Source organism: Robinsoniella sp. KNHs210 (assembly GCF_000686105.1).
In the GTDB taxonomy this organism is placed as follows: domain Bacteria; phylum Bacillota; class Clostridia; order Lachnospirales; family Lachnospiraceae; genus Robinsoniella; species Robinsoniella peoriensis.
Window position 1 is genome coordinate 2,622,402 of sequence record NZ_JMLZ01000002.1, and the last position, 24,698, is coordinate 2,647,099.

Sequence of the window (24,698 nt, forward strand, 5' to 3'; positions counted from 1 at the left end):
TCTATTTGACAATTTTCGACTTACATGCTAACATCAGATTTAGACAAAGCAACTTATAAATACAAGTTATACTGAATTATACTTTACTAATTAACAGACGTCAACTAATGAAAATCTGAAAGGGGAGTTCCTTCATGTCCAACTCACAGCAACCAAGCCGTAAGCTGTCACAATTACTGGTCTTTCAATTTGCTGCAGGTTCTTTTGGAGTCGGCCTGCTGTTCAGCCTTGCAAACACCTATTTTATCTATTTTGTAACTGATGTAGCTCTTGTACCTGCCGGTATTATGGCAACAGTTTTCACCTGTACCAGGATCTTTGACTTCTGCTGCACCCCGATCATTGCGGGATTTGTCCAGAATGGAAGATTTAAACTGGGAAAGTACCGCTCCTGGATTCTTTATATTGTACCTGTTACATCATTTTTTACGATACTTTGTTTTTCCAGGATCACCGGTAATCCCATTGTTGTGGCCATCTATTACGGCATTATGTATCTGCTGGCTTATGGACTGTTGGATAAACCGGGCGGCGCTCAGAGAGCTTTGATGACAAGAATGGCGCAAAATGATAAAGAACGTATGATGCTCACCGCCCGTTCTGCACAATTTGAGCAGGTTGGGAACATTGTTTTCTCCCTTATCTGCCTTCCGTTGATTGCCTTAATCGGTCAGGGAAATGAAGCAAAAGGGTATTTTGGTGTAGCGGTTCTGTTTGGATTGACCGGACTTGTATGCTATTACACTACAGCTCATGCCGGAAAAGACTATGACGTTTATTATGACGAAAATTCGAAAGATGATCATTCGGACCGGCTCACGGTAAGGCAGATGATTGACACGGTCATTAAAAATCCCCCACTGATCTGCTGTATGTTAATTGAAGTCTTCCGATATCTCGGATTTATGATTTACGTTTCTACCATGGCATATTATTTCAAATGGTTTCTGGGCGATATGTCAGCAATCACCACCGTGGCTACTGCTGCAACTGTCGTGTGTTTTATCAGCAGCATACTCTCTCCACACATCAGCAGCCTGATTGGGAGGAAAAATTCTTCTATTCTGGCAATGTGCATGTATGCTGTGGGTATGCTGGTTCCCCGCTTTTTTGCAGAGGGCAATCTGGTAGTCTACACCGCCTGCATCTGCCTGGCATATTTTGGCGCCGCCCTTCAGGTCTGTGTCGGAATCGTAATGTATTCCAAAGCGGCTGACTATCACCAGTGGAAAACAGGACTTTCCGCTCATGGATTCGTGATGTCTATCTATGTGCTTCCTGTGGAGATTGGAATTGCATTCAGTGTTATCATTATCGGAATTGCATTAAACGCCATCGGATACGATCCGGCAGCTGCCAGTCTGACTGCTTCCCAGTTATCCGGGCTGAAAAACCTCGTCTTGCTCATACCCGGCATTTTATTCATCATTGCCGCTGTTATTGCCGCGCTTATGCCGCTGAGTGAAAAGAAAATTGCTGAAATGGAATTAGGCTTAAAAGCCAGCTAAGGAGGATATAAGATGATTATTATTGGAGAAAAAATAAATGGAGCTATCCCCTCTTCTGCCGCGGCTATTACAAACCGCGACGAAGATTTTATACGGAATCTTGCAGTCCGCCAGACAGAAGCCGGTGCGGACTATCTGGATATCTGCGCGGGAACCGATCCTTCCTGTGAACTTGAAGTGATGGAATGGCTGATAGAAATCGTCCAGGATACTGTGGAGACCCCTCTTTGTATTGACAGCCCCAATCCGGAAATTCTAAAAGCAGTCATGCCAAAGGTGAAAAAACCGGGCATTATAAATTCTGTATCCGGCGAAGGAAATAAATGCGGGATCCTCTATCCGCTTCTGACTGATAATGAATGGAAAGTAGTGGCTCTGACCTGCGACGACAACGGTATACCATATGATGCGGAAAGTAAAGCAGCCATCGCAGATCAGCTAATTGAAAAAGCCGGCACTTATGGCATTACCCCGGACCGTATCTTTATCGACCCGCTGGTTATGGCTTTAAGCGCTGTTAATAATTCCCTTCTTGTATTTACGGATGCCATACACCGGATTAAAACAAAGTACCCCGATGTTAAGACCACATCTGGACTGTCCAATATTTCCTTTGGTATGCCACACCGTAAAGCGATCAATCTGAATTTCCTCACCCTTGCCATGAATGCCGGGATGGATTCCGCTATCATTGATCCTACAAACCGGGATACCTATACCACTCTTCTGGCAGCAGAAGCTCTGTTATGCAGGGATAAATACTGCCGTAATTACAATACAGCATACCGCAAGGGACGTATCGGACCGATAAAAAAATAGCAAAAAGTGCGCCCGCATATGGAGCGCACTTTTCTATATTAACCAGGGAAAAATCCCGAATGAGCTGTCAAATGGCCACAGTCCGGATGAAGGTAACGTTTTCCAAAGGCAACCGGCCGTTCCATTTCATCATACAGATAACGGTAGATGACCAGTACCGAAGTTCCTTCTTCTAACATCAGCCTCTTTGCAACTTCTCCGGTTACGGCTGCTATGCCAATTTCCATTTTTGTATGAATTGCAAATGTTGATACTTTATTTTTTACCAGATCAGGGAAGTCCGCATACTGAATTTCCATTTCGATTAAAGGCATACCTTTTTGATATGGGAGATACATCAAATCACAAAGCATATTTTTCTTAGTATTATAGAGAATCCGCATGATGGACACTACGCGCTGACTTGGATCAATGTGCAGTGCTGACTGAACTTCTGCTTCCGGGTGGAGCAGACGTATATATTGCAGTTTGCTTTCCAGTGCTTTGTTATGCTCTTCGTAAACAAACGTGAACTTCGCATGTTCCGGTTCAATTACAAAATATCCTTTTCCGTGCCATGATTTTACAATACGCTCATTTTCCAGCATTCCAAGACTTTTGCGGATGGTAACTCTGCTGGTATTATATTTTGCGGCTAATTCATTCTCTGAGGGAAGCATATCGCCGGGCTTGTATTCCCCTTCAAAGATAGCGCGCTTTACGTCACTAAAAACATGTTTATATAATGCTTCGGCCATAGACTAATCTGCCTCCGTTTCAAATATCCATTTTTTACAGAGTGCAGAACCATCCAGTAAATCACCGGAATAAGCGTCTGCCCCTATATTTTCTGCCATTTCTGCCGTGATACAGCAGCCGCCGACGATAATTTTAATCTGATCCCTCAGACCTTCCTGGCAGATCAGGTCTATGGTTCTCTTCATAGAGGAAACAGCAAAGTTCATGATGCCGCTCATCCCCACAACTTTAGGAGCATAGGTGCGGATGCTGTCTGCAAATACTTTGGGAGATGTATCCGTACCAAGGTCAATGACACGGATTCCCTGCGCTGCAAGCAGACTGATAAAAATATCCTTTCCAATATCATGAACATCCCCTTCTACAGTACCCATTACCATACAGGGTGTATCACTGGAAAGTGAGATGTCCAGAATTCCGGGAACGATTACACCGTAATGTTCAATTACACTGCGAAAGATAATTCCTGACATAATCAGGTCTGCAATAAAGTATTCTCCTTCTTCATACCGGTTCCCTACCAGCTTTACGCCGGTCTGCAAAAGATCCAGAATAACCATCCAGTTTACACCATTTTGCATGAGCTGATCGGTGAGCTCCAAAGCCTTGTCCTCATCCAGATCCTCAATTGCTTTCACAAATTGTTCATTCAGTGTCATAATCATCACCCCGCCTTGCCTGTATAATAATTTGAATTTTCTTCCAGAGAATATATGTATAATATTATATAGGATTATTTTGCATTTGTCATATGAATTTTCTTAATTTTGGGTCAAACTTATAAAGTTATAAAAGGCGGATAGTATTCGACCGGCTCCCATCGGATACCACACAGATAGTACGGAGGTGTTACCATGAAAACTATATTGATCGCATGCAGAACCATTGAAAGAGAATTAAAAAAAGCAATTCAGGATACCGGCATTTCCTATCCCTGCACCTGGCTGGAATCCGGTCTTCATAATTATCCTGAAAAGCTAAGAGAATCACTGCAAAAATCCCTGGATGAAGTATCTGCAGACACAGACCGTGTCATCCTTGCATTTGGCTACTGCGGCAATGCAGTAAACGGGCTGAAAACCGGAAACTTTCAGCTGATCCTTCCAAGAGTAGACGACTGTATTACCCTGATGCTCGGATCATTTAAGAAACGCCAGGAAATATCCTCAGAAGCTGCATCCTATTTTCTTACGAAAGGCTGGCTGGACGGCGAACGCAATATCTGGGCTGAATATGTATATACACGTGAAAAATACGGAGAGCGGAAAGCAAAACTCATTTTCCGCTCCCTGCTGTCAAATTATAAACGGCTGGCAGTAATTGACACTAAGGCATATCATTTACCGGCCATTCTCCCGGAAACAAGGCATATCGCAGATGAATTAAATCTCACCCATGAAATCATTGAAGGGAATGACAGTTTTATAAAACAGCTTCTTACCGGACCTTGGACAGATGACCGTTTTCTGGTCATCGAGCCACACCATGCCATAACTAACCAGGATTTGATGGTTTTTGGCTGATTACAAAAGCTCCGCAGCCTCCCATATCCCTTCAGAGAAAGTAGGATGTGGGTGGATGACCGATCTGATATTGTTCTTTGTCAGTCCCCCTGCAATTGCAAGTCCGATCTCCCCGATCATGTCAGTGGCTCTTGCACACATCATCTGCGCTCCCAGTATTTGTCCGGTATCCTTTACTACCACTAATTTGATAAATCCCCTATCCTGGCCGGTAAGCAGGGACTTTCCATTTGCAGACATCAAATATTTCGACGTAATTACTTCAATTCCGCTGTCTTTCGCTTCCTGTGCCGTCATTCCCACACAGGCTATTTCCGGATTTGTGTATACACAGGCGGGAACGGTGCCCAGATTCATCACAGCCTCTTCCCCATTCATGTGGCAGACAGCATTGATTGCTTCCGCACTTGCCATATGGGCCAGGGAAATCCCGCCAATGACGTCTCCTGCCGCATAAATATTTTCGTAATTCGTCTGGAAATTTTCGTTTACCTTTATCTTGTCCCGTTCCATTTCCACAGACATCTGATCTCCAAAAAGTCCTTTGGTACATGCTTTTCTGCCGGCAGCCATTAAAACGGCCTCTGTCTCAATCTCCTGTCTCTCTCCTTTTACTTGAAAGGAACAGTGAAGACCGTTGTCATCCCATATTTTTTCCAGGTTCGCCTGGGTATAAATGATGACGCCGCGCTTTTTCATAATCATTTTCAGATTCTGCCCGATTTCCTTATCCATATTGGAAAGTATGCGATCCATTGCCTCTATCACCACCACCTCAGTACCAAGTGCCTGGTAAATGGATGCAAATTCCATGCCAATCACACCACCACCTATAATCACAAGCTTTTTACAGGGTTTCTTCCTTTCTAATAGCTGATCGCTGTTAAAGACACCTTCCAGGCTGGCACCTTCTACCGGAAGATCTGCCGGAACCGATCCGGTTGCAATCAGAATGTATTTGGTAGTAAGCAGTTCTTCTCCCGTCCATACCGTATGCGCATCCCTGATCTGTCCCGATCCCTGATAAAAACTAATTCGGTTATTGTTAAAAAGCATATGGATTCCACTGCCAAGCTGTTCAACTACTTCATCTTTTTTCGACTGGATTTCCTCCATATTATAGGAAATGGATTCCGCGTGAATTCCAAATGCCCCGCTGCTTTGCAGTTCCCGGAAAATCTCTGCACTGTGTAAAATTGTCTTTGTCGGAATACATCCTCTGTTCAGACAGGTTCCCCCTGCCTGTTTATTTTCTATGACTGCAGTCCGCATTCCTGTTTTAGCAGCTTTTATCGCTGCCACATACCCTCCCGGGCCAGATCCGATCACTGCCAGATCATAATCATATTGATTTTCTGCCATCTTCCTGAACTCCTTTTCATTAGGTGCTTTGCATTGTATGCCCTTTAATTTTGCCATCCCGATTCATTTTCCGGAATATACCGCAGCTTTGGCTTCCTTGCGGCTTTTACTTCATCCGGACGCCCGATTATTGTACTGCCCGGAGACTGATGGAGCTTTTGTGGATTTTCATAAGCCTCACGATAGATTTTCAGCAATATATCCACGGCATCGTCCAGGGTTTCTCTGGATTCCGTCTCCGTAGGCTCAACCATAAGTGCTTCCGGAACAATTAAGGGAAAATACATAGTTGGTGGATGAAGCCTGTAGTCCAGCATAGATTTGGCAGCATCCATTGCAGTAACGCCCGTCTCCTGCTTCATTTTAGCCAGAGACATTACGAATTCATGCATACATGGACCGCCGTAAGCCATCTCATAGTGACCTTTTAACCGGTGCATCATATAATTGGCATTCAGTACTGCCGCCTGGGACGCTTCTTTGATCCCTTCCCTTCCCAATGTAAGAATATACGAAAGGGCTCTCACGACCACCAGAAAGTTTCCGTAAAATTCTTTTACCATGCCTATGGATTCGGGTGATTCCATTAAATGAAGTTCGAATCCTGAACCGTCCATGCCGGAAATCAGGGTGTTCTGGTCGGTGGAATGACTATTCTGACACACTCTGGGCCCCGGAAGATAAGGCATCAGAAATTCCATGCAACCACAAGGTCCGCTTCCCGGTCCGCCTCCGCCATGTGGCGTAGCAAACGTCTTATGAAGATTCAGGTGGACAATGTCAAATCCCATGTCTCCGGGTCTTACAATCCCCATTACCGCATTTAAGTTGGCACCGTCATAATAATTCAGCCCTCCTGCTTCATGCACAATCCTGGTTATCTCCAGGATATTTTTATCAAACAATCCCGCTGTATTCGGATTCGTAAGCATTAATCCTGCCGTATCTTCTCCCACTGCAGCTTTAAGCTGTTTTAAATCGACGCATCCATCTTCCATGGAAGGGATATTCACGATCGTATATCCCGCCATGGCGGCACTTGCTGGATTTGTCCCGTGTGCCGAATCCGGAACAATCATCTTCGTTCTTTTTATATCCCCACGTTTTTCATGGTATGCTTTTATAAGCAGCAGCCCCGTAAATTCGCCATGTGCTCCTGCCGCCGGCTGAAAAGACATACCATCCATTCCGGTAATTTCACAGAAGATTTCCTCAGCCAGTTTCAGAACTTTCAGACATCCCTGGATGGTTTCCACAGGCTGTAGTGGATGGATCTCTGTAAATCCGGGCAATGCTGCTATATCTTCATTTACTTTGGGATTATACTTCATGGTACAGGAGCCTAACGGATAGAAGCCTGTATTCACACCGTAAGTATTCTCTGCCAGTTTTGTATAATGCCTGCTGATATCAATTTCTGACATCTGGGGCAAATCCAGTTTTTTCTCCCGTTCCATCCCCTTATGCTGCACTGCCGGGACATCACATTTCCAGAGGATATCACATCCCCTGCCGCAGACGCTTTGTTCAAAAAGCAGTTTCATTATTCCCGCACCTCCTTTAAGAATGCCGTCAATTTATCCATCTCAGCTCTGGTATTCATTTCCGTGGTACACCACAGGATCTCTCTGTCAGACAGCGGCAATCCCCCCAGAATCCCCTGTTGTTCCAAATAATTTAAGGCCTTTTCTGCCGGCACCGGAGTCCGCGTGACAAATTCATGAAAGAACGGTTTCTGATATTTTAATTCATATCCATTCTTTTCTAATTCCTGCTGCAGGTAATGGGCTTTCGCTGTACACTGCCTTGCCGCTTCCTCCATTCCTCTGCTCCCCATAACTGCCATATAGATAGCCGCCCGGAGGGTACAAAGTGCCTGATTGGAACAAATATTGCTTCCTGCCTTTTCTCTTCTGATATGCTGTTCCCTTGCCTGCAGGGTCAGGACAAATGCACGGTTTCCCTTTTCATCGGTGGTCTCTCCCACGATTCTGCCCGGAAGTTTTCTCGCCATGGAAGACCTCACTGTCATAAATCCCTGATAGGGACCTCCAAATCCAAGCGGCAGACCAAGGGGCTGCCCGTCACCAACCGCCACGTCCGCACCATACTCACCCGGTGTTTTCAGGACTGCCAGCGCAATCGGATTGCATCCCATAATCAGCATTGCCCCGCTCTTATGTACAATCTTTTCCATATCCCCATAATTTTCAAGTATACCATAATAATTGGGCTGCTGAACATAAAAACAGCAGGCATCCGCTGTCATTGCCGCTTCCAGCGCCTGAAGGTCTGTTTCACCTGACTTTTCGGGCACGATCAGAACTTCTGAACCATTTCCAAAACAATAAGTCTGAATCGTGCGAATCACCTGGGGGTTTACAGCGGCAGATACTACTATCTTGGTTCGTTTCCTGTCACGGCACATGGCTGCTGCCTCAGCAGCTGCGGTAGCCCCGTCATAAACGGAAGCGTTGGATACGTCCATCCCGGTCAGTTCGCAGATCATGGTCTGATATTCAAAAATAGACTGCAGAATTCCCTGGCTGATCTCTGCCTGATAGGGTGTGTATGCAGTGAGAAATTCCTCCTTTTGTGAAATCTGATTCACCGCAGATGGTATATAATGATGATACGCACCTGCCCCCCGGAAAATATGCCGGAATACCTTATTCTCATTTGCCAGCTCCTCCATCCTGCGCAACACTTCCATTTCTGAACAGCCGGGCGGAATATTCAGATCTCTATTTAATTTAATTTCCTCCGGTATCCCGGAAAATAAATCCTGGAAACCTGTATAACCCATAGTTTTTAACATCTGCTCCTGTTCTTCCCTCGTGGAAACAACATATGATCCCATACAGCGACCCCCTTTCTTATCATTTTTTAAAGCTGCTCTGTATATTCTTCGTAACTTTGAGCATCCATATATTCTTCTTCCTCTGTGACCTCCTCTACTTTAATAAACCATGCACCGTAAGGATCATCATTTATCAGTTCCGGACTGTCCAGCAGTTCCTCATTAATCTCTGCTACCCGTCCGGTGACCGGAGAGAATATTTCCGATACTGCCTTCACAGACTCCACATCCGCAAAAGGATTTCCAACAGAGATTTCGTCCCCTGTCTCCGGAAGATTTACAAATACCAGATCTCCTAATGCGTCCTGGGCATAGTCTGTAATACCAATTACCACGATTCCGTCTGCTTCTTTTCTAATCCACTCATGGGATTTCACATAATTTAATTCCTTTGGATAATTCATAGATTCCTCCTATCACGTGTCTGCCGCTTGCTGCGGCTCCGGATTTATTTACCTGTTTCCTGCTGCTTCCTGCTTTTTTCTGTAAAAAGGTAATTCCACTACCTGAGCTAAAACCTTCCTGCCCCTTACAACTGCTTCTACTTCGTCACCAGCTTTTACTCTATCCCGATCCAAAAGCGCCATAGCAATGGAATACTGGAATAGTGGAGAATACGTTCCCGAAGTAGTCTTCCCAATCAGACTTCCCTCCCGGTAAATATCAGCCTGTTCTCTTATAATTCCCCGTCCTGTTACTTTCAGTCCCATTCTGTGCCTGGGATAACCAGCCCCTTCCTCCAAAGCTTTCTTTCCGATAAAATCTTCTTTTTTCATTTTTATAAAGTTTTCCAGCCCCGCTTCGCACGGTGTGATCTGTTCATCCATTTCATGACCATAAAGGGGCATAGCAGCTTCCAGTCTGAGTGTATCCCTGGCACCAAGTCCGCAGGGCAAAATCCCTTCTGCCTCTCCAAGTTCCATGAGAAGATCCCAGATTATAACTGCATCTTCCGGTTTACAGTAAAATTCAAATCCCTCTTCCCCGGTATACCCTGTTTTTGAAATAGTACAGGGGATTCCTTTTATCTGACCTTTAAAATTCGCACTGTAATACTTTTTCGGAATATCTTTTTCGGATACCGCCTTTGTAATTACCGCTTCTGCTCCAGGACCCTGAAGTGCAATCTGCGCCGTGAAGTCTGAGATGTCCATCAACTGCACATCTCCAAAACGATGCTGATTCATCCAGGCAAAATCTTTTTCCCTATTAGCCGCATTTACCACAATAAAGTAATCTTCTTCTTTGATCTTATAAACGATCAGATCATCCAGAATTCCTCCCCCTTCGTTACACATGGGACTGTACCTTGCCTGCCCGTCATACATATTAGTAAAATCATTTGTCAGAAGATAATTTAAATTTCTCAAAGCATCCTTTCCCCTGCAAATAAATTCACCCATGTGGGAAACATCAAACAATCCGCAGTTTTTCCGCACTGCCATATGTTCTGCAATCACTCCCGCATCATATTGAACCGGAAGCTGATAACCTGCAAAATCCACCATTTTTCCTTTCTGACTTACATGTCTTTCGTAAAGCGGCGTCTTACGCTCCATAGTTTTCCTCCTTTTTTACTGACTCCACCCACACCGAAACACACAAAAAAAGACGGGCTGAATAAATGAAGATATACTTCATTCATTCAATCCGTCTCTGTCCTTTTACCTGAAAGATTAGTCCATTCCTGCATACGTCAGAAAATGACCTGTACCGGGAACAGATTTACTTCGTTGGTGCTGCTGCGCTCTCCAGAGATTCGTCCAGATCTGGTTCTTTTGCCTGAGAGTTTCCATACTTTCCCCTTCGGCGCTATCTGCATAGTCTCTCCCAAATCCTTCTACCGAATATGCTATTTTAATTCCGTCACTTGTGTATACCAGTGCCTGCTTCTATAGATTCATCCTATCATAGAGCATATGGTACGTCAACCATATTTTTCCCGGAGCGTACTATTTCAGCTTAAATCTGTGTTTCGCTGAGAAGGACGCTTTCTTCCTTTGCTCCTGCACTCATCGCCATCACATTTTCAAATGGCACATTTGGAAGCAGCGCCTCATGGCTTGGGGATACGATAAACTTACCTTTAAAGATATCGCGAAGTCTTAATACTTCTTCTTTTACCTGACTGCCGTTCCCAAAGGGCAGCAGTTCCTGAGTATCCACACCTCCCATAAATACCAGCTTTCCTCCATATTTTGCCGCCAGATTTTCTGCATCCATTCCTGCTGCTTTTGCCTGAAGGGGATGAAGGATATCAATGCCCGCATCGATCAGTTTTGGAATAATCAGATCTATGGCCCCGCAGGAATGCATGGCTGTTTTCAGCCCCTCTGCCTTTATTCCCTGAACGATTTCCGTGAGATAGGGCAGTACAAATTCATCAAAACTCTCCGGACTGATCAGAAGACTTAACTGAGTGCCCAGATCATTTCCAAAAAACGCTGCGCTCAAATATGGTTTAGCCTGCCACAGGTAACGCCGGTTGGCTTCCAGATAAAAATCTACAATATGGCGTGTTGCAGCATGTACTACCTCCGGATCGGTATACATCTTAACAAAATAATTTTCCATTCCAAAAAAATCACATAATACATGAAAAAACGGACACCACATCCCGCCAAATACTGCCAGACCTTTTTCATATGCGTATCTGCTATCTTCCAGACAATTTGTAAAATCCAGATATGCAGGATCTGGCCAGGGAAACGCTTCTATTTCTGCAATACTTTCACAATCAGCAAATATCCCGCCGCTTCCAAGACTTTTCCTCTCCTCGTTAAAACAGTTCCACATAGGTGATCCATCCGGACTTTTCCAACACTCCGGATCCAGTTCGGGACTCAGCCATATCATATCGGAATTAATTTTCAGGTTAAAATCAGCTTCTGACTTCCCGTTATTTCCAGTAATACCTGTTTCCTGATAATAGATCTTTTTCGCTTCATCCGAAGGGTGCCCTACCCAGAATCCATTTACTTCACAGCTGTTTCCTGCAATCGCTGCTTCAATCAGTTCTCTTCCCCACATAGTTTCTTCCTCCATGACCCGTTCGTTATATTATTCGTAGATACAACAGGCAGCTTCCTGCGCAAAAGCACGGATTAACTCAGGATCCGCATCAAAGAAATGATCGGAAGGTGCCAGGATAAAACCACCATTTTCTCCTGCCGCCTCAAAACATTCTCTAACCCTGGTTCTGGTTGCCTCCCGGGAACAGCCATTGAAAAAATGAAACTGATCGAATCCCCCGATCATACAGACCTTTTTCCCAACTCTGCGTTTTGCCTCTTTTAAATCTGCGTCCCCTCCCATATCCACAGGCGTAAAAGTTTCCATTGCATTGGGACCCATTGCTGCAATGTCCTCTAAGATCGGCATCATTCCACCGCAGGTATGATATACTACCCGTATGTTCTTCTGCTGGATACCATGAATAATCGGCGTGTCAAACGGAGCAACAAACTCCTGAAATATGCCTGGGGATATCACCGTGGTAGATGCATCCCCACCGCCCATTTCCAATATATCATACTTACATCCATCCAGCGTATCTACATAATCCAGTTTGCGTCTCTGTAAAATTCCCAGCACTTCCTTCACCCACTGTGGATCGTCATATGTTTCCATGATCAGATCCTGTATTCCGAAAATGCATGCCAGATCCTGCCAGCAGCCCGGCTGTCCCGAAATATCAAAACATGGTATAAAACCACGGATCAGGCAGTCCTGATGTTCTTTTGCTTCTTCATTGATTTTACCCACGTCCGCCCTGGGACTTGGAAGGTACCTCGCCAATATTTCAATATCTCCTTTCTCTTTGAGCAGGTGTTCCGTCACCCAGGATGTATATTGATTATACTGAACAACCATCGTAAAGGTTTTCTTAGGCGTGTGAATCTTATAGCGAACAGTCCGGTAACCCGTGGTATTTACGGGTTCTTCTTCTATTCTCCAGTTTTCTTCCTGTTCCCTGGTATAAAACGAGTGATTGACCCAGTGTATGGGATCCAGTCCCATCTCCCGGAAAAATTCCCGGTCATTGCATCCCCCCATATAAGTATCCCGGAAATATTTCATAATATGATGGGTCGTTGCCGGAAGCCTGTCGGGACAGCCCCCGTCCAGTGCTATTAATAATCTTTCTTTACTTGTCATAATTTCCTCCTTCACAGCAGTCCATTAAGCTTTTACTGGGATTCTAAGTTTTGTGGGCTGCCAGAATATACTTACCCCTTAATCGCTCCATCTATCATTGAGTTAATAAATTGCTTTCTGAAAATAAGAAAAATAATCAATACCGGAACAATACTGACAAAAGATACTGCACAGACTGCACCGTAATTTACATTATTTTTACTCATCATATAATACATGCCCATGGTGAGCGTCCTGAGATTTCCACCTGTGGTAAAGATTAAAGTAATAATAAACTCATTCCAGATGGTAACAAAAGAGATCATGGCAACAGCAATCACTCCCGGCAGAATTACCGGCAGAATAATTTTGGTCAAAAGCTGGAATCTGCTGCATCCGTCAATCATTGCAGCTTCCTCCAGCGTAAAGGGAATTGCTTTTAAATAATTCTGCAGAACCATAATGGAAAATGGCATCACCGACGGCAGATACAGTAGAATTAATCCAAAGAAATTATCAACCAGTCCCAGTTTTGTATAAACGGTAAACAGGGGAATCAGGTTTACAAGTCCCGGAATTAACATAGGACATACCACAAAGCCTATAAAAAAGCCCTTTCCCCGGAATTTATATCTGGAGAATATATAAGCTGCAAAGGTCGCAAACAATATCCCGATCACAGTAGAGATACAGGCAAGCCCCAGCGTAGAAAGAATATTCTGTCCCAGATTCTGGGTTTCAAAGACATGCTTATAATTCTCCAAGGTAAGCCCGGAAAAAAACTTAGGGGGATATGTAAAAATCAGGTTCTGCGGCTTTAAAGACGTAAGAAATCCCCATAATAGCGGCACAAGCATATATGCTGAAACCAGGATCATGATCACATGTTTGATCACTGCAAATATTTTTTTCTTCATATTTTTATTTTTCATTCCCACTGCCATACTTAATCCACCCACTCTCTGCTTTTTTTATTGATATAGAAATAGACAAATACAATCAAGATGTTGATCACTGCCAATACCATGGAAATTGCAGATGCATTTGTCAGATGGAAATTCGTAAACGCCTCTTTAAACATATAAAGTGCCAGCGTTTCCGTACTGCGAAGAGGGCCTCCATTTGTCAGCACCAGTAGCATTCCGGACTGGCTGATGAAATTAATAATATCCAGCAGCGTGGTTACCAGCAGGATGGGGCTGAATATAGGAAAGGTAATATACCAGAATGCCTGAAGACCGGAACAGCCATCCAGCTTCGCCGCCTCCAGAAGTTCTTTGGATACATTTTGCAGACCAGCCAGAAGCAGAATGGTGGAATAAGCCAGCTGCTTCCACATAGTCACCATGATTACTGCAATCATGGCATATTCCGGTTTCGTAATCAGATTGCTTACCCTTAGATGTAAGGGTTCAAACAGGTAATTCAGGACACCAAAATCCGCATTCAGCATCCATTTCCAGGAAAAACCGGCAACTACATCCGATACAATCCAGGGAATGAATAAAATTGTCATATAGACACCCATTCCCTTAATCTTGCTGTTTAGAATCAGCGCCACGATAACCCCTAATACAATTACAACTATTGTTGCCACAATTACAAAGTACCCTGTATTTCTCATGCTCTCCCAGAAATTCGGATCTTTTAGTATCATCTTGTAATTCTTAAGTCCTACAAATTCCATTTCTCCGGTTCCCGGCATGACGTTCTGGGACGACAGATACACCGTATATGGAAAGGGCAGGTAGGAAAACAACAAGAGAATGCAAAAGACCGGAGCTACCAGAAAATAGGGCAGATAGGATTTCTTTTTTGTATGGAACATATACCTTCCTCCTGACATTGCTAATATGCTTCAATAGAAAAGTCTGCATGTGTCTGCATTTATATTGCAGACACATGCTTACAAATTATTCTGCATAGTATTTTTGGTTAAATGCTTCCTGGGATTCTTTCAGTACTGCCCTCAGATCGCTGCTGGGATCCAGGCAGTAAGTTGCCCCCGCTACGGCTAACTCCTCCAGACCTTCCTGGTAATAAACGAAAGGATCCATGCTATGTGCATTGTTATTCAGGTTATCAATAAATTTCTTCTCCAGCCCTTCCTGATACATCTTGTCCTGCTGCGCCTCAATAGTAATTGGAAGTCCTCCCTCTGCCTTGGAATGTGCCAGCTGCTGTTCTTTCTGCGAGAACCATTTTATGAATTCCCAGGCCAGTTCCGGCTGTTTCGATTTACTTGGAATTCCCCATGCCCAGCCATTGGAGAAATGAGGCTGGGGTCCCCCTTCTGTCTTGGCTGGAACAGGAGCAAAATCAAATTTCCCTTCTTTTCCCAGATCAGAAGCTTCCAGTGTTGGTTTTGCATAAGAGCCATCAAAGATCATTGCTATATTACCGGCTGCAAACTGCTGGGTAACATCATTATAATCACTGACTGACAAACAGGTCTCCGGCGTAATCTTATATTCATTTACGCAGTCAGACATAAACTTTATGGCATCTGCTGCAGCATCATTATCCCATGCCGCACTTCCGTCATCATTGGTAAGTTTTCCGTCTCCTGCCCAGGTCAAAGGACCTATCGCAGTTTCACCGGAAGCATAATGTTTTCCGCCCCAGAATCCGAAGCCATAAATGCCTTCATGCTCTGACATAGCTTTTTGTCCTGCCGATACAATTTCATCCCAGGTCTTAGGTGCTTCTTTTACATAATCCGTATTGTACCATATTCCTCTGGTATGAACGGACTGCAGCATACAATAAACCTTGTTGTCTCCGCTGTAAGTGCCTGCTGCCCAGACAGCATTTGAAAAATCATCCCGGTTATAGCTTTGGTCAATCATATCATCCAGAGGCATCAGCGCACCGCTGTTTACCAGGGATGCCAGCTTTTGTGAACTGACTGCAACCAGATCACTGGGTGCCCCTGCCCGGTTAGTAATAACGATTTTGGATTCCAGCTGATCCCAGGGAACCACATTGTATTCAATCTTGATCCCCGTTTCTTCCGTAAACTGTTCATACAGTTTGATCACTACAGACTGCATTGGATCGTCTGTGTTTGCAGGATCAATATAGTTCATCATAGTCAGTACTTTTTCTTCCTGTCCGCCGGATGCTTCTTTCGTCTCATTATCGGAAGCTTCCTTTGTTTCTCCTTTAGTTTCCTGCGAACCGGAAGTTTCTTTTCCACCCCCGCATCCCGCTGCCATGGAACACACCATTGCCGAAACCAGTAACAAAGACATCAGTTTTTTCTTTTTCATACCATTCATCCTCTCTTTCACTTTTCATACATCTTGCAGGCTTACATTCGTTTGCAGTTCTATTTTATGCCTAACCCCATGAATACCACTGCTCTGCTTATGATATCCCAATCACAATTCACCTGTTGTTAAGGTATCTTTATTATATCGAACTGCATCCTGTTATGAAATAGAGAGACCAACGGTGTTGTTTACCAAATTCATCCATTTCATTTATACCGGATTACAGATATAAATGATTTCCTTTGCCATGATTTATAAAAATCAACACACTTGTATAAATATCTAATGTCATTATTTCCCACGTCTTGTTTCCCGTCTTTTCTTATGCTATGATTTCCATAAAGTTACCCCCCCAACTGCAAGCGGAGATGTTTACTAACCTCGCCGCAGGCGACAAATGAGCCCGCAGGCGCATCCAATTGGGTCCTTGATCGCGGGAATAAAATGATAGGTGGCATAATATGCATAAGAAGACTTATTCCCTTATGAAGATTTTATTTACATCGGCATCCGGCATTATTATCTTAATTTTAGTTACGGTCAGCATTAGTATTACAACCTACTTTACCGACATCTTCCATCAGATGTCCACCACAAAATACGAGGAAGTTTTTGAACAGGCAAATGAACAGCTGTCTATGATTTTTTATGATGTGGCAACCCTCGGTTCTATTCTGGAAAATAACTCTGAGCTTACAGGAGCGGTAAATCTGGCTACCAATCATCCAAACCAGTTTATCCGACTGCAAAATGAATCCAAAGTACAGCAGCTCCTTGCCACCTCATCCAATTATTACAAATACATTCGAAATATTTATCTTTATAAAAATGACAAAGTTTATTTTATTCATGACAGCTTCTCGCCGATCAATTATTCCGCAATTATGGAGCAGAACTGGTTCCAGGATGTGCAGGAAGGTAAAAAAGACCAGGTTATACTCACATATGATGAAAATTATTTTATCTATGCCCAGTCATTTTGCCGTACACTTATTTCAAAATCACCCGGTGTGATGCTAGTGCTTCTGGACGCTAATCTTCTTCAGAACTGCCTGAAAAATATCAACAGTAATAATGGTGTTATTATCTCGGCATTTGATGCGGAAAACAACCTGCTCTACATACAGAATACCAGCAAACAGGATCTGCTGGAAAACCACCTGACTAATTTAAATGCCTATAATACCGGCGCACATATCAAACTTAAAAATACTACTTATATATTAGCAAAACAAATTAATCCCTTCACCAACTGGACCCTGGTTTCCCTGACTCCGAAAGATGCGACCAAAAAAGACCTTTATCCCATTTATCATCAGATCGTGATGATCGTTTTGCTGGCTTTATTAATCAGTATGGTTTTGACGTTCTTCCTGAGCCGGGTAATTACCAGATCCTTTAAGCCCCTGATGCGTTCCATGGAGCGCAGCGCCAAAGGGGATTTTACATTTGACCCATGCACTTCCCAGGTGTCGGAAATTAATGTTTTAATTGAGGGTTATGACGATATGCTGCACAGAATCTCCAACCTGATCAGCCAGATAAAAAATATAGAAGAGGAAAAAAGAAAAACGGAACTTGAAATACTGCAGGCTCAGATCAACCCGCACTTTACCTACAATACCCTGAATTCCATCCGGTGGCTGGCACTTATGCAGGACTCCCCCCAGATTGCAGAGATGATATCTTCCTTTTCTACTTTGCTTCAGATTACCAGCAGCCATCCCAATGAATTTATTCTGGTGGAACAGGAACTGCAGGAAGTCACCTGCTATGTAGATATTATGAAGTTCCGGTATAACTCTGCCATCGATATACTCTTTGAGGTTCAGGAGAAAACAAAAAAATGCAAGACTTTAAAGCTTCTGATTCAGCCTTTGGTGGAAAACTGCTTTTATCATGCTTTTTCAGATGCATCCGATTATGGTAGAATTGTAATACGCGCTTATCTGTCAGAGGATGCACTGGTTTATGAAGTAGAAGATAATGGGGAGGGAATTTCTTTTGACGGCTGCCAACTGCCCCACTCTTCAGAAGACGGGGTACATAATATTGGTCTTACCAATATTAACAAACGCATCCAGATCTGGTTTGGTGAGAAATATGGGATTTCATTTCATTCCGAATTGCATATCGGAACAAAAGTAATCGTAACTCAGCCAATTCTAACAGAAACAGCCAAGGAGGTTGATTAATATGATTCCTGTAATGATCGTAGAAGATGAATTTCTGGTCCGGGTTGGACTGAAATCATTAATAGACTGGAATGCCTATGGATTTTATATTGCAGCAGATGCATCAAACGGCCAGGAAGGGCTGGCCTTATATGAAAAACACCACCCCTACCTGATCATTACTGACATTCGCATGTCCCCGGTAAGCGGACTGGAAATGATGAATGAAATCCGAAAACTGGATAGTGAAGTGAAATTTATCATCATATCTGCCTATAATGATTTTGAATATGCTCAGCAGGCAATCCGCTACGGCGTGGAACTGTATCTATGTAAATCCACTTTTAAAAATGAGGACCTGACTGCGGCACTGCCGAAAATCAAAGCCTCTTACCCGGATTCCAGGCAGGCGGACCCATCTGATTCAGAACCTTCTATTCAGAATTTCTCAGAAGTTTTTACCGATGCTTCCGATATCCGCAGCCTGGAGAAATATCTGGAGCAGCACCATCTGTCCGACTGTCCAAAGATGGTCATTGCCGCACGCCATGACCGTCATACTAATAACAGCATCAACCAAAACTTATACCACAATATCATCCAGAATATTCTTAAACGTTGTCAGATAACATACCAGTTATACAGTAAAGATGATTTTATCCTCTGTCTTCTGGATGCCTCCGATACAGAAAAAATACGTACCATCGCACAGGAACTAAACAAAACACTGCTCAATTATACAAAACAGCCCTGCTATTTCGGAATTTCCTCTACATTTGCCAATCCTGCGCTGAAACTTTACCGGGCAGTAAATGAAGCCTGCCTCACCTGCAATGAATTTATTTTTGATAAATCCGTAAACATAAGGAATTTTTCCGGCAGCAGTTCATCGAACTGTTACAGCGGCCAGTGTGCCGGAAGTACTGCGAATCCTGCTAATATTGAAATAAACGTGGAACGATTAATGTCTTCTGTTTTTTCATTCCGCAAGCAGGATTCGGAAATGATTATCCGGGAAATAATATTTTCCTGTAAAAATTACAGATCCCTGGAAAAAAGTGTCTTCACGATTTTACTATCCTTTATTGAATACGATAACAGCAGCATGGTATCTGCCCTATTAGAGCGGGAATTGAAAAAAGATGATCTGGACAGGATTGCTACATCTTTGCTGGATTGGATTTATGCCCTTCCATTTAATACAATGGCAGTCAGTAACTCCAATGAATATGTGGAGACCGTGATATCCTATATAAAGTCACATCTGAGCGAGAATCTGTCAATTCAAAGCCTTGCCGATATGATCCACCTGTCTCCAAACTATCTTGGAAAAGTATTTTATCAGAAGACCGGGGCATTTCTGAACAACTATATTACCGGATGCCGTATGAACAAGGCATGTGAATTGCTTCGCGGCACCGACCTGCCGGTAAATACCATCGGAATCATGATCGGCATCAGCAATCCCCATTATTTTTCCAAGCTGTTCCGGGATACGGTAGGTTCTTCTCCCAGTAAATACCGGCTTACGCCGCCTGCTACGTAAGCGCATACACCAGAATCACATGTATAAACAGATCTGATTTATGAATTACAAATTTCTTACGGTCTCGAATAAAAAAGGAACGTGGAAATAAATGATGTTTTTCATCCTCATTTATTTACGGCGTTCCTCTGTTATTCGGTAAGGTATTCTTCCAGGAATAAGCTGTTTTCTATCTCCTTACAAATCGGTGTCATTTCATCCTTCTATCTTTAAATATCACCACGTTTTATAGCTATTTTTTTAAGATCTGTTCACATTTCTTTGCAGGCATTCAGAAAATACTTTATTTTTTCATCGGAAACATTTTTATCAATTCCAACACAGGAAACTGAAATTAATCCACCATTTTCCTGTCCTGTTACCGCCAATTCCTGCACTTCCCGCATAATTTCCTCTTCTGATGCTTCCGAAAGCCGCGCAGGACTATACCTGGCATTTAAAAACACCCCCGGAAACTTACTTCTTACCAAGGCTAAGTCTGAAAAAGCTCCAACTTCCGCAAAGTCCAGATTAGGAATCTTCCGGTATCCGTCCACCACATGTTCCATCGTCGCACCACAGTGATGCACACCAAAGCTGCCAAATGTTTCCGCCAATATCTGATCACAGGGTAAAAGAAATTTTTCGTATAAGTCATTGGAAATCATCTCCACCGAGCAATTGGATGTCAGATAAACCTTCGGCCGTACCTTTCTTACAATTGCCGTAACACCGCCGGAAATATCATCTGACAGCATCTTCAGACGTCTCCCCACTGAAATGGAAAGTTTTGTTATTTCATACAGAACATGCTCTGCTTCTTCCGGTGCCGTATAAAACACCACCATGGCTTCCTGCCCCATCAAATCCATGGAAATGTTTTGTACCCCCTGAAGATTGATATATGGCTCCACATAACCAAACTTACCCAGCAGGTAATCGATTTGCCTCTGTGTTCGCTGCCAGACTTCGCTTTTTTCAAGTTCGGGAGCAAAAATCTCACCTATCTCATCTTCATCCAAATCCCTGCGAATAATCTGCGGAGAATTATCTGCCTGGTATTTTACTTCACAGCCCATCAGTTCCGAATAAAGATATCCTGCGGCTAAAAGGTCAGTCCCAAGCAGAGGGCGCATCAATGGAGCCTTTTCACCCAGACCATACTCACCAAAATGATCGTAAAGTGCACGGCGCATTTTCATATCGCATTCCATTCGATACTGCGGCTCATCAAAAAAGTCCCTGGTAAAATCTATTCCTGCATGGGCATGCCACCAGGACGGATGAAAGGTTATATCATATTTCATCATTTCTCCTCCAAACTATGTAACTTTTCATATAGTTTCTTCTGTTCATCCGGTGTCTTACAGTAAGTTACACAGATAAGCTTCTGTTTTGGTTTCCACAACTTTTCAAAAACCGAGTATGCATGTTCTGCATCTCCAACAGCCCGGGCATTTAACACAATACCACTGCCTGAAAATCCCTCTGCAAAAATCTCCGGGCAATTTGGAGAAGGATCTGTCTCAATGGAAAAAGCACCGTCAGCCATGAAAATATTTTGATAGCGTTTCACCATTTCAATTTTAGACTCCCAAACTCCGCAGGAATGGTATACAACACCTCCAAATGCCGCTCCCAGCCTCTCATCCGAGCTTTTAAAAATGTCCTCATAATCCTCGTTCTGAACCATAATTGACATATCATTACTTAGTCCGATTCCTCTGAAAGCCCGGCTGGATGCGAATCCATGTCCCGGTCCTGCCAATGCACTGCCCAACAATTTTTTCTGCTCCATTAGAAAATCTAATAAAAGTCCTGTAATCAGTTCAGACACTTTTTTTACCTGTTCCGGTTCATCCACCACATCATAAAAAAGATTGGTCACAGGCAGCAGATAGGTAAGCATATTAATGGGGGATTGAACATCGGTCAGGGAAACAGGCACTTTTCCTCTGGTTTTTTCTATGAAATATTCCGTCATCTCTAAAATATGCCTCCCAATCCCAGTCCTGGCTATCGGAACAAAATCGCTGTTCAAAATATCTGCTGTTGATTCAAACTTAGGATCAACACTGGGTGCCTGCCCCGGTTTCCATACATATTCCCCCCCAAAACAGGAGGCAATATATCCAATTCCGTACCAGGGTTCCAGAAAGTTTGCAATGTCTGCCTCATAGTTCATGCTGAGTTTCAAAGCCCCCAGCTGCAGCGCCAAAGATTCTTTATAATCTCTGCATCTGTCATAGAACACTCCGTCAGCCCGTACTCTGCGGTAAACTAAAAGCCCTTCTTCTTTTTGCAGAAAATTACGATTCTTTTCCAACTGTTTTTCCTCATAGTCTGCATATGCTTCCAGGTCAAACCTTTCCGGGCTCACCGGCTCCACTGCTGTTCCCTGTGAATCCCTCAGAGTAGTGTCAAATTTTCTATCCATCATTACCTTTCCTCCATATATAATCAATTCCTGCATTTTTCTTTTTTCTAAACTCTTATGCTAAACATATTCTGACTGCCGGAAACACTTCCCGTCCAACATTGTAAGCGCTTACAAAGATCCTATATTCTTTTTTTCTATTTGTCAATGGAATGAGATTATGAATGTTGAATTTTTATAGTTTTCTTGAGATTTTATAAATGCGGGAGCATTTAAAAATGGTGCGGGTTAAACTTATGAAGTTACAAATTATATTGGGGTTTAGCTGAGTAAGGGGACGCTTTGTAGATGTAGGTAGTGTACGGAAAGAGAAGGGGGCGGACCAGGACATTGGTTTGGAAGGCTTACCGCAGAACTGGCATTTTCTAACCTTCCCGGAGCACTTTTTGGCGGCCCGCGGGCATTCGCTCCGAAATCCTGATGCATTTCGCAGCTCACTGCCCGCTTACAATCCGATGGGAGCCAGTCGAATTGTATCCGCCAAAAAGCACTCCGGGAAGGTAAGTAAATGCTCAGCTCTGCTATACGCCTTCCAAACCAATGTCCTGGTCCGCCCCCTTCTCTTTCCGAGATAGCATTCGTTGATACAAAGCTGGTTTTCTCAGAATGATGGGACCCCGGGGGTGTGGCATGCCGGACGCGACTGGCGTAAAGCAACTGATCTTGAAAACTGAATTTGTATTTCATTCTGTAACCAGAAAAAGGAGCAAACTTCCATCTTCTTTTACGCAAACAGCCGAAACATACTGCGCAGCATCTAATAAAGAATAGCCGGCCACAGCCCAGGGGTTCCAACCTGCTGAGAAAACCAGCTTTGTGGCAGTAAACTGGATCTCGGAAAGATGGGTGTGGGAAACTGGCATGGGCGGAGGAAGCGTAGAGCAGAGCTGAGTATTTACTTACCTTTCCGGAGTGTTTTTTGGCGGATAGTATTCGACTGGCTCCCATCGGATACTAAGCGGGTACTGAACCGAGAAATGCATCAGGATTTCTCGGTGAATACCCGCGTGCCGCCAAAAAGCGCTTCGGAAAGGTTAGAAAATACCAGTTCTGCGGCCAGCTGACGGAGCCCATGCCAGTTTTCCACACCCATCTTTCCGTACACTACCTACATCTACAAAGCGTCCCCTTACTCAGCCAAACCCAAATTTATTAATTAAGCCCCCCCTAATAATATTGAATTCTAATTGCTTTTTACCATACAAGGCCTTATAATAATCTATTAATAATATAAGACCTTACTCTACTAAAGAAAGGGCAGGTGCGTTATGAATATCTATGATATCTCAGAAAAGGCAGGCGTATCCATCGCCACTGTTTCCAGAGTCTTAAACGGAAGTGGAAATGTGAGTGATAAAACAAGGGACAAAGTATTGTCTGTCATACAGGAAACAGGATATACACCCAATATATTTGCAAGGGGACTGGGTTTAAATACAATGAATACCATTGGCATTTTATGTGCTGATTCTTCCGATAGCTTTTTGGCAAATGCCATTTACTTTCTGGAACGGGAACTGCGCAGACACGATTATGATTCCATCCTCTGCTGTACGGGCTATGATCTGGAAATAAAAGAAAAATATCTGAATCTGCTCCTGTCAAAGCGGGTAGATGCTATTATTCTGGCCGGTTCCAGTTATATAGAAAAGAATGCAAAGCAAAACAAATATCTTCTCAACGCAGCAAAATCAGCACCACTGATTATTGTAAATGGCTACTTGCAGGGAGACAACATCTATTGTTCCCTCTGTGACGACAGCCAGGCGATCTACCAATTGACAACAAAACTTTTAGAAAGCGGACGAAAATCTCCCTGTTATTTATATCGCTCCCTCTCTTACAGCGGCCGTCAAAAATTGAACGGGTTTTTAAAAGCCTGTTTAGACTTTGGTATAGAAAACGCAAAAAATATCTGCTGTAACAGTGATATACTGTCTACCAGAGACTTTCTGTTATCAGACCGTTCATTTGAGATGCATGACGCTTTTATCACCTCTGATGATGATATGGCGATCGGCGTTTTAAAATACGAACAAAGTCTGGGGCGCAGAATCCCGGAAGATGTATGCATTACCGGCTATAATAATTCCAAGATGGGTATCTGTTGTGAACCGGAACTAACTACCCTGGATAACCGGCTAGAGTTTTCCTGTATCAATGCTGTCTCTATGTTAATGCAGGTTCTGTCAGGTAAGAAGGTTCCTTCTAAGGCGATCATCACTGGAGAAATTGTGGAACGGGGGACTACGAATATTCGGTTTTAGGCTTTTCCTATCATCTAAAGCAGGACAGTATATCCTGGGTTTAGAAAAATTTCAAATTAAATAGGATTGAAAA

The 24,698-nt window shown here is 43.4% G+C and carries 21 protein-coding genes and 1 riboswitch; of the genes, 6 read left to right on the forward strand and 15 right to left on the reverse strand.

The features are described from left to right. Positions 1-134: 134 nt before the first annotated feature. Both CD03_RS0118610 and CD03_RS0118615 read left to right on the forward strand, forming a co-directional pair. Complete coding sequence (locus CD03_RS0118610) at positions 135-1,508, forward strand: MFS transporter (protein ID WP_027294919.1); 1,374 nt, start codon at positions 135-137, stop codon at positions 1,506-1,508. A gap of 12 nt (positions 1,509-1,520) precedes the next feature. After that, complete coding sequence (locus tag CD03_RS0118615) at positions 1,521-2,327, forward strand: methyltetrahydrofolate cobalamin methyltransferase (protein WP_027294920.1); 807 nt, start codon at positions 1,521-1,523, stop codon at positions 2,325-2,327. Between the two features lie 38 nt (positions 2,328-2,365). Here the strand turns inward: CD03_RS0118615 and CD03_RS0118620 are convergent, their stop codons facing one another. Both CD03_RS0118620 and CD03_RS0118625 read right to left on the reverse strand, forming a co-directional pair. Next, positions 2,366-3,064 carry a GntR family transcriptional regulator gene (locus CD03_RS0118620; protein ID WP_027294921.1) on the reverse strand — a complete coding sequence of 233 codons (699 nt, stop codon included), beginning with the start codon at positions 3,062-3,064 and terminating at the stop codon, positions 2,366-2,368. A gap of 3 nt (positions 3,065-3,067) precedes the next feature. Further along, positions 3,068-3,724: a cobalamin B12-binding domain-containing protein gene (locus CD03_RS0118625; RefSeq protein WP_160295872.1), complete on the reverse strand. Its 657-nt coding sequence runs from the start codon at positions 3,722-3,724 to the stop codon at positions 3,068-3,070. A gap of 195 nt (positions 3,725-3,919) precedes the next feature. Between CD03_RS0118625 and CD03_RS0118630 the strand changes: the two genes are divergently transcribed. Continuing rightward, positions 3,920-4,588 carry a DUF1638 domain-containing protein gene (locus tag CD03_RS0118630; RefSeq protein WP_027294923.1) on the forward strand — a complete coding sequence of 223 codons (669 nt, stop codon included), beginning with the start codon at positions 3,920-3,922 and terminating at the stop codon, positions 4,586-4,588. Here CD03_RS0118630 and lpdA read toward each other — a convergent pair whose 3' ends face one another. The 10 genes from lpdA to CD03_RS0118685 form a co-directional block, all read right to left on the reverse strand. Further along, a complete protein-coding gene (gene lpdA / locus CD03_RS0118635; protein WP_027294924.1) occupies positions 4,589-5,950 on the reverse strand; it encodes a dihydrolipoyl dehydrogenase in 1,362 nt (453 codons plus the stop codon). It abuts the gene before it with no gap. Positions 5,951-5,994: 44 nt separating this feature from the next. Further along, entirely contained in the window at positions 5,995-7,494 is a 1,500-nt protein-coding gene (gene gcvPB / locus CD03_RS0118640; RefSeq protein ID WP_027294925.1) for an aminomethyl-transferring glycine dehydrogenase subunit GcvPB, read from the reverse strand. Beyond that, the gene (gene gcvPA / locus CD03_RS0118645) at positions 7,494-8,810 is read right to left on the reverse strand and encodes an aminomethyl-transferring glycine dehydrogenase subunit GcvPA (protein ID WP_027294926.1); all 1,317 of its coding nucleotides are present in this window, start codon (positions 8,808-8,810) and stop codon (positions 7,494-7,496) included. The genes gcvPB and gcvPA overlap by 1 nt, the downstream gene beginning before the upstream one ends. Before the next feature lie 26 nt (positions 8,811-8,836). Further along, positions 8,837-9,214: a glycine cleavage system protein GcvH gene (gene gcvH, locus CD03_RS0118650; RefSeq protein WP_027294927.1), complete on the reverse strand. Its 378-nt coding sequence runs from the start codon at positions 9,212-9,214 to the stop codon at positions 8,837-8,839. A 48-nt stretch (positions 9,215-9,262) separates the two neighbouring features. After that, a complete protein-coding gene (gene gcvT / locus CD03_RS0118655; RefSeq protein WP_027294928.1) occupies positions 9,263-10,369 on the reverse strand; it encodes a glycine cleavage system aminomethyltransferase GcvT in 1,107 nt (368 codons plus the stop codon). A gap of 201 nt (positions 10,370-10,570) precedes the next feature. Beyond that, positions 10,571-10,653, reverse strand: a riboswitch (glycine riboswitch). Between the two features lie 119 nt (positions 10,654-10,772). Beyond that, positions 10,773-11,840: a uroporphyrinogen decarboxylase family protein gene (locus CD03_RS0118665; RefSeq protein ID WP_027294929.1), complete on the reverse strand. Its 1,068-nt coding sequence runs from the start codon at positions 11,838-11,840 to the stop codon at positions 10,773-10,775. 30 nt (positions 11,841-11,870) lie between these two features. Continuing rightward, the gene (locus tag CD03_RS0118670) at positions 11,871-12,968 is read right to left on the reverse strand and encodes a uroporphyrinogen decarboxylase family protein (protein ID WP_044289494.1); all 1,098 of its coding nucleotides are present in this window, start codon (positions 12,966-12,968) and stop codon (positions 11,871-11,873) included. Positions 12,969-13,039: 71 nt separating this feature from the next. Then, positions 13,040-13,879: a carbohydrate ABC transporter permease gene (locus CD03_RS0118675; protein WP_197041677.1), complete on the reverse strand. Its 840-nt coding sequence runs from the start codon at positions 13,877-13,879 to the stop codon at positions 13,040-13,042. 14 nt (positions 13,880-13,893) lie between these two features. Then, complete coding sequence (locus CD03_RS0118680) at positions 13,894-14,775, reverse strand: carbohydrate ABC transporter permease (RefSeq protein WP_027294932.1); 882 nt, start codon at positions 14,773-14,775, stop codon at positions 13,894-13,896. A gap of 85 nt (positions 14,776-14,860) precedes the next feature. Further along, a complete protein-coding gene (locus tag CD03_RS0118685; protein ID WP_027294933.1) occupies positions 14,861-16,219 on the reverse strand; it encodes an ABC transporter substrate-binding protein in 1,359 nt (452 codons plus the stop codon). A 464-nt stretch (positions 16,220-16,683) separates the two neighbouring features. Between CD03_RS0118685 and CD03_RS0118690 the strand changes: the two genes are divergently transcribed. Beyond that, positions 16,684-18,417, forward strand: a complete 1,734-nt coding sequence (locus CD03_RS0118690; RefSeq protein ID WP_027294934.1) for a sensor histidine kinase — start codon at positions 16,684-16,686, stop codon at positions 18,415-18,417. Position 18,418: 1 nt separating this feature from the next. Further along, positions 18,419-19,942: a response regulator transcription factor gene (locus tag CD03_RS0118695; RefSeq protein WP_027294935.1), complete on the forward strand. Its 1,524-nt coding sequence runs from the start codon at positions 18,419-18,421 to the stop codon at positions 19,940-19,942. A gap of 251 nt (positions 19,943-20,193) precedes the next feature. Here CD03_RS0118695 and CD03_RS0118700 read toward each other — a convergent pair whose 3' ends face one another. From CD03_RS0118700 to CD03_RS38955, 3 genes are all read right to left on the reverse strand, one after another. Further along, positions 20,194-21,231: a uroporphyrinogen decarboxylase family protein gene (locus CD03_RS0118700; protein ID WP_081820290.1), complete on the reverse strand. Its 1,038-nt coding sequence runs from the start codon at positions 21,229-21,231 to the stop codon at positions 20,194-20,196. Next, complete coding sequence (locus CD03_RS0118705) at positions 21,228-22,361, reverse strand: uroporphyrinogen decarboxylase family protein (protein WP_027294937.1); 1,134 nt, start codon at positions 22,359-22,361, stop codon at positions 21,228-21,230. The genes CD03_RS0118700 and CD03_RS0118705 overlap by 4 nt, the downstream gene beginning before the upstream one ends. A gap of 979 nt (positions 22,362-23,340) precedes the next feature. Further along, entirely contained in the window at positions 23,341-23,463 is a 123-nt protein-coding gene (locus CD03_RS38955) for a hypothetical protein (RefSeq protein ID WP_255348098.1), read from the reverse strand. 163 nt (positions 23,464-23,626) lie between these two features. Here CD03_RS38955 and CD03_RS0118720 point away from each other — a divergent pair, with 163 nt between their 5' ends. Next, positions 23,627-24,625 (forward strand): LacI family DNA-binding transcriptional regulator, encoded by a 999-nt coding sequence (locus tag CD03_RS0118720; RefSeq protein WP_027294938.1) that lies wholly within the window; start codon positions 23,627-23,629, stop codon positions 24,623-24,625. Positions 24,626-24,698: the final 73 nt, after the last annotated feature.